Raw genomic sequence first — 10,192 nt, 5'->3', positions numbered from 1 at the left:
TGCGCATCATGTTTGCCGCATGGAAACTCTGTGTCCTCTGTCGCTTGCGACCTACTCTATAAAACCACAAATCTCTTTGTCTCTTTAACTCTGTGGTTTAAATAAAACCCTTATACAACTTGAGTTAAAAAATTAAAGAATTAAAAAATTAAAGAATTAAAAAAGCTGCGCAAACGCCCGCCGCCTCTTTAATTTTTTAATTTTTTAATTCTTTAATTCTTTAATTCTTTAAGGGGGTTTCCCCCTTAAAGTTCTATATCCTCGTCGTGGATCTCGTGCCAGGGGAGGCCTTGGAGGTTGAGTTGGGCGAGGAAGGGGTCGGGGTCAAACTCTTCTACGTTGTGGACGCCGGGCTTGTTCCAGAGACCTTTGAAGAACATCATGGCGCCTATCATGGCGGGGACACCGGTGGTGTAGCTCACACCCTGCATGCCCGTTTCCTCGTATGCCGCCTGATGGCTGCAGTTGTTATATATATAATAGGTGTGCTCCTTGCCGTCTTTCAAGCCACGTATGCGGCAGCCGATGCTGGTCTCGCCGTCGTAGTTTTCGCCAAGATCCTGCGGATTAGGCAATACGGCCTTCAAGAACTGGAGTGGGACGATCTTCACCTTCACTTTCTCCGACGGGTTGTCGGCAAGCGGTGCCTCGTATTCTATCTCGTCGATGCGCGACATGCCGAGGTTTTGGATGCAGTCGAGATAGGTGAGATACTGCTGTCCGAAGGTCATCCAGAAACGGGCGCGCTTGATGGTGGGATAGTTGATGACGAGACTCTCTATCTCCTCGTGGTGGAGCAGATAGCTCTCACGCGGTCCGATGTTCGGATAGGTGAGCGGCTGGTGGAACTCCAGCGGTTCGGTCTCCACCCACTTTCCGTTTTCCCAATAGAGACCTTTCTGTGTGATTTCGCGGATATTGATTTCCGGATTGAAGTTGGTGGCAAAGGCCTTGTGATGGTTGCCAGCGTTACAGTCGACGATGTCGAGATACTGAATCTCGTCGAAGTGATGTTTGGCGGCATAGGCAGTGAAGATACTTGTCACGCCGGGGTCGAAGCCACATCCGAGTATGGCGCAAAGCCCAGCCTTCTCAAAACGCTCGCGATAAGCCCACTGCCAGGAGTACTCGAAGTGAGCCTCATCCTTTGGCTCGTAGTTGGCTGTGTCGAGATAGTTGCATCCGCAAGCCAAGCAGGCATCCATGATAGTAAGGTCTTGATATGGCAGAGCAAGGTTGACCACCAGTTCAGGCTTGAAGTCATTAAACAGCGCTTTAAGCTGTTCCACGTCGTCAGCATCCACCTGTGCGGTTTTGATGTCCATCGTATGTCCAGCCTTATGTATGGCATTGACGATGGCGTCGCATTTTTCCTTTCTGCGGCTTGCTATCATAAACTCAGTAAACACGTCGGCATTCTGTGCTATTTTAAATGCCGCTACGGTGGCTACGCCACCTGCACCAATCATTAATATTCTTCCCATATGTTTTTTTTTAAGAAGTTAAGGAGTTAAAGAAGTTAAAGGGTTAAAGGGTTAAGGAGTTAAAGGACTCTCAAATATTTTCACGCTTGTCCAGTTCCTCTGAGCTGATGCCTAGGGCTGCCATGAGCGAGTAGCCGAGTATTTCCTGACGGAAATTGCCTCCCGGCAGAGGTTGCATGGCAAACACGGTGACATGTTTCTCCTTGTCTACATTCCTTAGCGAGCGTTTCACCCCTTCAATGTATTTTTCGCCATCGGGAACCACCATAATCCTTTTCACCTCTTTTAAAGAGCAGATATGCATGAGAGCATCACAGAAGAGGTGTTCCTTGTCAGTCATTTCCTCCACATGTATTGAGCTGAAACAGAACTCTCCGATGTTTCCGGAGAAAGCTTTTCCGTTAAGTTCGTCGTCGAGACTGCCCGGCTTCACGTTTTCCATCACGTTATTGTCGTAAACGAGCAGCACTTGTGTCTTGTTGTCACCCTGTCGCAGTCCGCCATCGAGAGCGATGCACTCCACCCACTTAGTGATATCGGCCTGAGGAATTCTTCTTTCAAGCATGCGCTCAAAGTTGACTATAAGGTTAAACGCCACCTTGTCTACATAGTCAGCATCCACGATAATGACGTTTTCACTCCATTGTTGTTGTTCCATGTTATTCTATTTTTGTGCAAAAATACAAATAATAATCCGAACTGCAAAATGTTTTCCATACTTTTATGACTCAGGCTTCACTTCCGGTATCCAAATCCAGAATGTCGAGCCCTTTCCGACCTCAGAATCCACACCGATTTTTCCTCCACATTTTTCAGCTATAGCCTTACAGATGGAGAGACCCAGTCCAGCTCCCTGAATGTAGTCGTTGAGTTTTATGAACCGTCCGAAAATCTTTTCCTGGTCTTCCGCCGGTATTCCGGCACCAGTGTCTTCGCAATAGATGTACAGTCCGCCGTCTCTTCTTTCGTATGCCAGTTTGATATGACCGCTATGAGTATATTTCACCGCATTGGTGAGGAAGTTTGTGACCACCTGGTGTATACGGTTTACGTCCATCACGACATACAGATGGTCGAAAGGATTCTCATAGATAAACTCCACGTTAGGGTCCTGTACACGCTGTCGCAGCGAAGTGCAAATCATGTAGAACGACTCAGCGAAGTCTACCTTTGCGGGACGCAGAGTCAGTCCGTTGGAGTCGAGTTCAGAGATGACGAGGATATCGTTGATGAGCTGAATGAGGAGGTCGCAGTTGTTGAGAATAATCTTCAGGAACTCCTGTCGTTCCTCAGGAGCGTCGACACTCTGGAGCACGTCGCAGAATCCCACGATGGCGTTGAGCGGCGTTCTGATTTCGTGAGTCATATTAGCGAGGAAGACACTCTTGAGACGTCCAGAGTCGTTAGCTTTTTCAGTTTCCTTCTTCATTTTCAGCTGAGCGTTGATAAGGTCGTCGATATCCCTCATGAGTCCGAAGCATCCCTTTATGTTCCCCTCGTCGTCATATTCCGGCACACTGTTGAGCGCAAACCAAGTCTCTACCGGTGTGTTATGAATGTCAGTCTTCATCTTTACAACGATGTTGCATGACTTTCCTTCGTTGACGGCAGGATTGATGAGCTTACGGATGTCAGCCTTATGTTCTTCCGCTTCCACGGCTTCAACAAATTCGTCGAATGTGTATCTCCTTTCAAATGTGCGCAGGTCTTTGTACAGAGTGACAGTATTTTTCCTTACGTTCGACCTCCACACCATCATGTTAGACTCTTCGAGCAGTATTTTCAGTTCGTTCTCAAACTTCTGCGTCTCATTGTTAACACGTCGTATTTCCCTGTCTTGGAGTTTGCTCTGCTGATACATCTGTCGTTCGTCGTACATGTTTCGTGCCGTGACCATATAGTAGAGAATCTCCTCCTTGTCAGACTTTACAGGCCTGCATCTAAAGTCGATGTAGTCCACGTTGCCACTGCCATTGAGGTCGCATCGGGTACACACGAAATAGTTGTCGGTATCATTTTTTGAGTAGTTGCCCCAGACGGCAGGCATATCGAAGAGCGAAGTGTCGTCGATGGTGGTCTTTGAGAATTGTCCGGGCGCGAAGATGGTTCTCATCTGCTTGTTAGCCCGTATGAGTTTTCCGTTGACATCGTAGAGTGCGAAAGCAGTGATAGACATTTCGAAGATATGCCTATAGACTTCAGCCGCATTGCGTTCGTCGCGTTCCTTGCGTTCGTCTTCGGTAATATCGTAAAGGGTGGTATACACGTTGGTGATGACACCTTTGTTGGTTTCGGCAGCCATCTGTCCCACGAACGACCTCCAGTCAGGATTGCTCTGTGTCCCTACATTCAACCTGTACTTCACCGACTGAATTTTGTCGACGCTATTAACCATGTCACTGAATCCCTTTTTTACGCCCTCAACATCTTCAGGATGAATGAAACTGAAGAATTGATTCATGGTATTGCGGTCTTGTTTCACGATATTGCCGTATAGGTTTTTTATCTTGTTAGTCTTCAGGTTAGAGCAGATGATGTTGTTGCCACCCATTTCAAGAGCCGTCTTCACAATGTTGTTGGTATCGATGGTTCTTCTCAGCATATGCTTCAGTCTGTTGTTCACCACCCTATTGATAAGAAGCAGGAAGCAGACGGCGACCAAGAACCAGAACAGCGAGAAGAGCACGACTGGCGAGGAGGCAGTTTCCTCCTCGTTGCCGTATATCCATCGGTCGGTGAGCAGATGTAGAGCCCCATTCTGTTCCATGCTATTACAAATGTTGTCGAGAGCCAGTATGAGTTGTTTGTCGCGGCTAACGAATAGCATTTTTCCAGCTGGCACATCAATAGGTTTGATGTCCACCTGGTCTTCTATGCCATATTTTTTGATATAGTATTCAATTACCTTTCCCCCGGCAATGATATAGTCCACCTCTTTGTTCACCAGCCCTTCAATCGCGTCCTTATGAGATTTGTATTTTATCTGTTCAGGAGTGAGGATACCACTTCTGAGAGCTTTCTCAGCAGAATAGCCACCTTTTCTAGCCACCACCACTTCACCCTTTCGAAGCTCCTTAAGGCTATTGATGTTCCTTGCCCCTTTTCTCTGTACGAGCACCACCCGGTAAGACACCACCTCAAACTTTCCGTAGAACACGCCAGGAATACGTTCCACGACAGGAGTGAGCAAGAGGTTGGTTTCATTAGCCTCAAAGTCGTCACTCGCACTTATTCTTTCTTTCATTACGAAGGTGTAGTTGACGCCAATCTCGTTGAGAGCCGAGCCAATCAGCTCGATATTGAAGCCGACAGGCGTACCATCGTCGTCGATGCCCTCAAAGGGGTAGGCTTCATTTTCGCACGACACCTTCAGAGGGTGATTCTTGTCATACTTGTCCTTTAGGGTCTGTGCATGCATGTTAGTGGCAGTCATGAGCACGAGCGCCAATAACGCCATTCCCAAGAATGTCTTCACAGGTTGAAAACATTTTATTGTCATTTCAGATGATTCCATTTTCAGCATTGTTTTCAAGTTCTTCTAATAGGTTCTTACATGGCAGTGACACCCAGACGACGGTGCCCCTTCCTACTGCAGACTGAATTTCCATGTGTCCTCCCATAAGGACAGCGAGTTCGTTGCAGATGGTGATTTCAAGTTCCACGTTATAGTCGCCTTTTACCCCTTCGTACGTACGGGACATGATTCTGTTGACGCTAGCCTTGTCGATGCCAACTCCCGTATCCTCAATGGAGAAGGTGACCATGCTGTTATGGTATTCGTATCTAGTCTTGATATAACCATGTTTTGTAAACTGAGATGAAAGCATCACGAGATTTTCGATGATATGTCCTGTCTGCGCCGTGTCGATTTCAAGGATCAGCGGTTCCGCCCTTGTCTCAAACATTGTTTCCACTCCGGGGTTGACACCGCGGCTTACTCCCATGAGACACTGCGCCTTGAAGAACTCGCCAAAATCTGTTGGCTGAGGGTTGAGTTCCAACATCTTGGCGTCAATCCTTGAGAGAAGCAGAATGTTGTTGACAAGTTTCAGCAGCAAGTCAGAGTTTTTCTTTATCTGCTCAATAAATGTCTTTTCGTCCTCGCGGTCATGTGGCGCATTAAAGAGTTCGGCAAATCCCACGACAGTGTTCAACGGAGTACGTATTTCATAGCTCATATTCATGAGGAAGGAGTTTTTCACCTTTTCGGCTTCCTGTGCCTTCATCGACTCCTCGTGCAGCCGTTTTTCGGTTTCCACGAGTTTGCTGATGTTTCGGCAGAGGCAGAAGTAGTGGCTTACCTTACCATTGTCGGCCTTCATGGGTACAGCATTGAGTTCGTAATAGACATTTTTCCTGTCTTTGTCCCGTTCTCTTGTCTTAAGTCTTATCTTAAACTTACCGATTTTCGTTCTGTCCATGCGTAGCATAATGTTTGCCGCCTTTCTTGTCTGCGATGGGTCAATCATGTGTACACACTGCAACTGCGAGAGTTTCAGTTTCGGTTTGTGCATGTCGTAAGTAACCTCCATAGTCTTTGTCTCGATATTATAGTTAGCGAGCAGAGTGTTGCTCACTTCGAGAGCCGTATTGATATTTTCGGTATATCTCTTAATTTCCGCCGATGCAGCCTCGATACGTTTCGAGCGACGTCGTTCGCGGTTCATCTGCATTGCCATTTCTGTGATGTCACGACCTGCCGACACGATACATACCAGTTCGCCATTGTCGTCGTAGATCGGCATGATGGTGAATTCATAATACACCACCCCTTTTCGAGTCCAGAAATCCGACAGCTGCCCTTTTCGTCTGAGGTCATCGAAGTCAACAATCGACGACACCCAGAGTTCGTCGATGATTTGCTCCTTCATATGGTGGAACACCGGCACCTGTGATATGTGCATCTTTGACTTGAGGAACCCCTCCTTGTCGAGAATACCGAATGTTTCGCATGCACTATTGTTGATGTCAGTCATGATACCGTTTTTGTCGTAGAAAGCCATTTGCGCCATGGCAGTGTCAAACATGGTCCGGAATCTCAACAAGCTATCCCTGGTGTTGACATACTTCATTCTCTCGCCCGTCTTGTCGGTCTGAACACCGAGCAGCAGAGTCGGTTCGCCATACTGTTCGTGGAGGACAGAGATATTCAAGTCGAAATAGAACGTCTTCCCCATGTTTTTCGGGTCATGGCACCTTACGGAGAGGCTTTCGCTTTCCGATGCTCCGCACGCCACTCTTTCTATTGTCTCCATCATCTCCATGAAGTCAAAGGAGTCGTAGAACACGGAGAAAGCCTTTTCGTTGTATTCGTCGCGCGCCTCGCCTTCAATGGAGACACCCCTAAACTTTTTCTCCGCTACATCATAAGTCCAAATCCTGTAGTTACCCGACTTGAGTAGCAACTGCAACTGGGTGGACTGCCTGGCGTTGTCGCGTCGGACCCGTTTTTCCATATAGTGGTAGTAGATGTTGTAGATTGTGACGAACAGAGCCATGACAACCAGCGTATAGATGACATACCAGAACCAAGCCTGCGAGTTAGACAGTTGCACATTAGGATAGAACCATTTTTGCCTAAGGTTAAGGAACTCTTCGCTTGAGGTCATCTCGTCGTAAAGGCTATCGAGTTTGAAAAGCAATACAGTGTCGTTAGACATGAAGTGGTATTCGCCATATTTCATGTTTACCGAAGTCATCCTCACGTTACTCAGCTTATACTTGTTGATTAGCGTGCTGACGTTCATGGTGTTCCAAAGCACGGCGCCTTTTCCGCTCTCGTTCACCTTCTGGAGGGCAGTCTTCATATCTTTCATAGGAATGACATTCGCCCCCATTCCCTCTTTAACCATCATGTTGTGGCTATAACTACCCTCATGCACATAAACCTTCAAGTTTTTCAGGTCGGCAAACTCCTTAACCTTCACATCCGAGTTACGAGGAGAGGCCAGGCTATGAGTGAAGAGAGCCAGCACATTGTTGCTGTATTCACCATACTGGTCGTGATAGAAAGCCTTCATGCCGATGGTAAGGTCAGCCTTACCCGACTGCAGGTCCTCGAAGTTCTGTGGAGTGTGCTTCAGTTTTATGACGAATGGTATGCTGAGCTTGTCGAGCATGATTTTCACAAGTTCCACATTGTAGCCGTCGGGGTGTCCATCACTATTGACGAAAGCATAAGGTTCGAGATCCCAGACGTCTTCATAAACGAGTGGGTTAACCGACGTGTATTGTCTTGCATAACTATTTTTGTTTTCAACATCACTCTCCCCCTCCTTGTTGGTTTTCTGAGCCAATGAGGCGAGCGGGAATGCCATACACAAAACTGCGACTATAATATTGTTTATGCGCATAAGGTTAGGTTTTATAAAAATTGCGCACAAAGATAGCAAAAATATATGAAACAACGACAAAAAAACAAGTTTTTTTTATGTTTTTCCCCACTTATGCCAAAGTAAAGTCAAATTGCAGTCCTCCTGTAGGCCTATTTCCCACTTTTATCGTGCCGCCATGCAGCAGTACTGCATTTTTCACGATGGCGAGTCCGAGACCGGTACCACCCATTTTCCTGCTTCTTCCCTTGTCTACCCTATAGAATCGCTCAAAGAGTCTATCGAGGTGTTTTTGCTCCACTCCCACCCCATTGTCGCAGAACGTGAAATGCCACTCGGCGCTGCTAGTCCTTTCGGCTGTAATGGTCACCTGCGTATTGTTTCCGGCATATGCGATGGCATTGTCGGTAAGGTTTCGGAATATGCTGTATATCATGCCTTGGGCACCTTTCACCACAATTTTTTCCGGAAGGTTGGTTTCAAGCGTCATGCCCCGTTCTTCCAGTTGCAGCGATATCTCCTTGGCAATCTGCCGTATGACGGATGTCACGTCAACATCCTCAAACTCTATCAATCCGGTTGCGTCGTCGAGGCGGTTGAGTGTGGATATGTCGCGCAGCAGGCTGGTAAGACGCTTACTCTGTGCATAACAGCGTTCGAGGAAGAGAGAGCGTTTATCGTTGTCGATGTTTGGGTTTTCCATTATGGTTTCAAGATAGCCCTGTATGCTTGCCACGGGTGTTTTCAGTTCGTGAGCCACATTTTGTGTAAGTTGCCGCTTCAGTTCGTTTTGTTCTTCCTTAGTCTTCTGCAGACGCTTGTAAATTTTTATTATACTCTCAGATATCTCACCGAGTTCGTCGTCGGGAAATTGTGCGAGGTCTTCTGTATCGAGGCTTTCGCCATGGTCGGCACGTTGTGCAAAGATGTTGAGCTTTGTTATGTTAGAGTCAAGGCGGCTTATGAAGCGATAGAGTGTGATTGACAATATAGTGATCATCAAGAGTGCAAACCATATATAGTGTTGGTCGGCACGCAGCGACTCTGCAAGGTCGTTGTTGTAAGGCAAAGCAGTGCGTATCAGCATATTTCTGTCTTTCAGCAATGTTGCAGAATAGAAGAAGTCGCCTCCCACGGTATTGCTTTCACGGCTTATGTCGAACCCCTTGCCAGTTTTCAGAGCCTCCACCACCTCTTTTCTGTCATGATGGTTGGAGAAGTTGTCATAGTCTTTTCTTCTGTTATCGTATATCACCTTGCCGTCAATATTGATGAAGGTGACACGCAGGTCTCTTATGTAATGTTTCTTCACATATTTATCTACCATTTCCCCATTTATAGACCCGTCGCTATTGCTGCATGTCTCTATCATATCTGCCAGGCGGTAGTTATAGTCTTGCAGGTGAAGGTTGAGCATGTCTATCTTAAACTGTTTTTCGCGGTTTTGCTGAAACACGATAAACAGTACGGCAAAGATCAAAAAGAGTGAGAGTGTTCCCCAGAAGAGACGTTTTCCTACAGTCATATCAAATGCCTTATAATTACATGTCGAAGAAGTATCCGAATCCGAGCCTTGTCACGATACATTTTGAGTATGGTCCGATTTTCTTTCTCAGTCGTGTGATGTTCACGTCAACGGTACGGTCGAGCACAAGCACGTCAGACGGCCAGATACGGTTGATGAGTTCTTGTCGCGAGAACACCCTTCCGCTTTCCTCGAGCAGTGTGCGTAGAATCTCAAACTCCGTTTTAGTAAATGGCACATTTTCCCCATCCACACAAACAGTCTTGTTGTCAAGGTTCAGTTCCAGTCCTTGATATTTCAGTTTAGAGGGTTGTCGATCGTCAGTATCCTTTGATGTTCTTCTCAACACTGCCCTTACCCTCACCAGCACTTCACGTATGGAAAAAGGTTTTGAGATGTAGTCGTCGGCTCCGAGGTTAAATCCCGTCACGGTATCGTTTTCGGTATCTCGGGCTGTAAGGAAGATTATCGGTATTTCCTTTGTCGCGTCGTCATGCTTCAGTTTTTTGGCGAGTGCAAAGCCAGACATTTCTCCCATCATCACGTCGAGCAACAACAAGTCATACGCCCCGATGTCGAGTGTCAGCGCCATCTCTGCCGAGTCGGCAGTGTCTACTGAATATCCCTCTGTTTCGAGATTGAACTTCAGTATTTCGCAAAGATCCTGCTCGTCATCCACCACGAGTATCCTTTTATTAATGTTTGCCATATCTGTAACAAGTTTTTCTTTCGTGCTGCAAAGGTAAGCATTCTTTTCGACATACACGCAAAGAACGTGTTACAATTTTGTGAAAAAATTAAAGGATTAAAGATTAAAAATTCAAGTTTCGCATGTGCTCAACTTTTTGGGA

General features: G+C 46.6%; 6 protein-coding genes. All 6 read right to left on the bottom strand.

What is annotated here, in order from left to right; all coding sequences use genetic code 11:
* Positions 1 to 245: 245 nt before the first annotated feature.
* The 6 genes from CIK98_RS15225 to CIK98_RS15200 all read right to left on the bottom strand — a co-directional run bounded on the left by CIK98_RS15225 (position 246) and on the right by CIK98_RS15200 (position 10,050).
* Positions 246 to 1,484 (bottom strand): saccharopine dehydrogenase family protein, encoded by a 1,239-nt coding sequence (locus CIK98_RS15225; protein ID WP_094385736.1) that lies wholly within the window; start codon positions 1,482 to 1,484, stop codon positions 246 to 248.
* 70 nt (positions 1,485 to 1,554) lie between these two features.
* Positions 1,555 to 2,142 (bottom strand): DUF6621 family protein, encoded by a 588-nt coding sequence (locus CIK98_RS15220; protein WP_094385734.1) that lies wholly within the window; start codon positions 2,140 to 2,142, stop codon positions 1,555 to 1,557.
* 63 nt (positions 2,143 to 2,205) lie between these two features.
* A complete protein-coding gene (locus tag CIK98_RS15215) occupies positions 2,206 to 4,998 on the bottom strand; it encodes an ATP-binding protein (protein WP_172409984.1) in 2,793 nt (930 codons plus the stop codon).
* Positions 4,985 to 7,837 carry a histidine kinase dimerization/phospho-acceptor domain-containing protein gene (locus tag CIK98_RS15210; protein WP_094385730.1) on the bottom strand — a complete coding sequence of 951 codons (2,853 nt, stop codon included), beginning with the start codon at positions 7,835 to 7,837 and terminating at the stop codon, positions 4,985 to 4,987. Before CIK98_RS15210 ends, CIK98_RS15215 begins: the two co-directional genes overlap by 14 nt.
* A 91-nt stretch (positions 7,838 to 7,928) precedes the next feature.
* Entirely contained in the window at positions 7,929 to 9,341 is a 1,413-nt protein-coding gene (locus CIK98_RS15205) for a cell wall metabolism sensor histidine kinase WalK (RefSeq protein WP_094385728.1), read from the bottom strand.
* 16 nt (positions 9,342 to 9,357) lie between these two features.
* The gene (locus CIK98_RS15200; RefSeq protein ID WP_094385739.1) at positions 9,358 to 10,050 is read right to left on the bottom strand and encodes a response regulator transcription factor; all 693 of its coding nucleotides are present in this window, start codon (positions 10,048 to 10,050) and stop codon (positions 9,358 to 9,360) included.
* Positions 10,051 to 10,192: the final 142 nt, after the last annotated feature.

Origin of the sequence: Prevotella sp. P2-180, assembly GCF_002251435.1 — a bacterium.
Lineage (GTDB): Bacteria > Bacteroidota > Bacteroidia > Bacteroidales > Bacteroidaceae > Prevotella.
Note: the sequence above shows the minus strand (reverse complement) of the source record. Positions and strands in the feature narration are given on the sequence as shown.

What these genes read in the sequence shown, in the direction of transcription:
- CIK98_RS15225 (WP_094385736.1), bottom strand. Translation starts at nt 1,484, where the DNA reads ATGGGAAGAATATTAATGATTGGTGCAGGTGGCGTAGCCACCGTAGCG.
- CIK98_RS15220 (WP_094385734.1), bottom strand. Translation starts at nt 2,142, where the DNA reads ATGGAACAACAACAATGGAGTGAAAACGTCATTATCGTGGATGCTGAC.
- CIK98_RS15215 (WP_172409984.1), bottom strand. Translation starts at nt 4,998, where the DNA reads ATGGAATCATCTGAAATGACAATAAAATGTTTTCAACCTGTGAAGACA.
- CIK98_RS15210 (WP_094385730.1), bottom strand. Translation starts at nt 7,837, where the DNA reads ATGCGCATAAACAATATTATAGTCGCAGTTTTGTGTATGGCATTCCCG.
- CIK98_RS15205 (WP_094385728.1), bottom strand. Translation starts at nt 9,341, where the DNA reads ATGACTGTAGGAAAACGTCTCTTCTGGGGAACACTCTCACTCTTTTTG.
- CIK98_RS15200 (WP_094385739.1), bottom strand. Translation starts at nt 10,050, where the DNA reads ATGGCAAACATTAATAAAAGGATACTCGTGGTGGATGACGAGCAGGAT.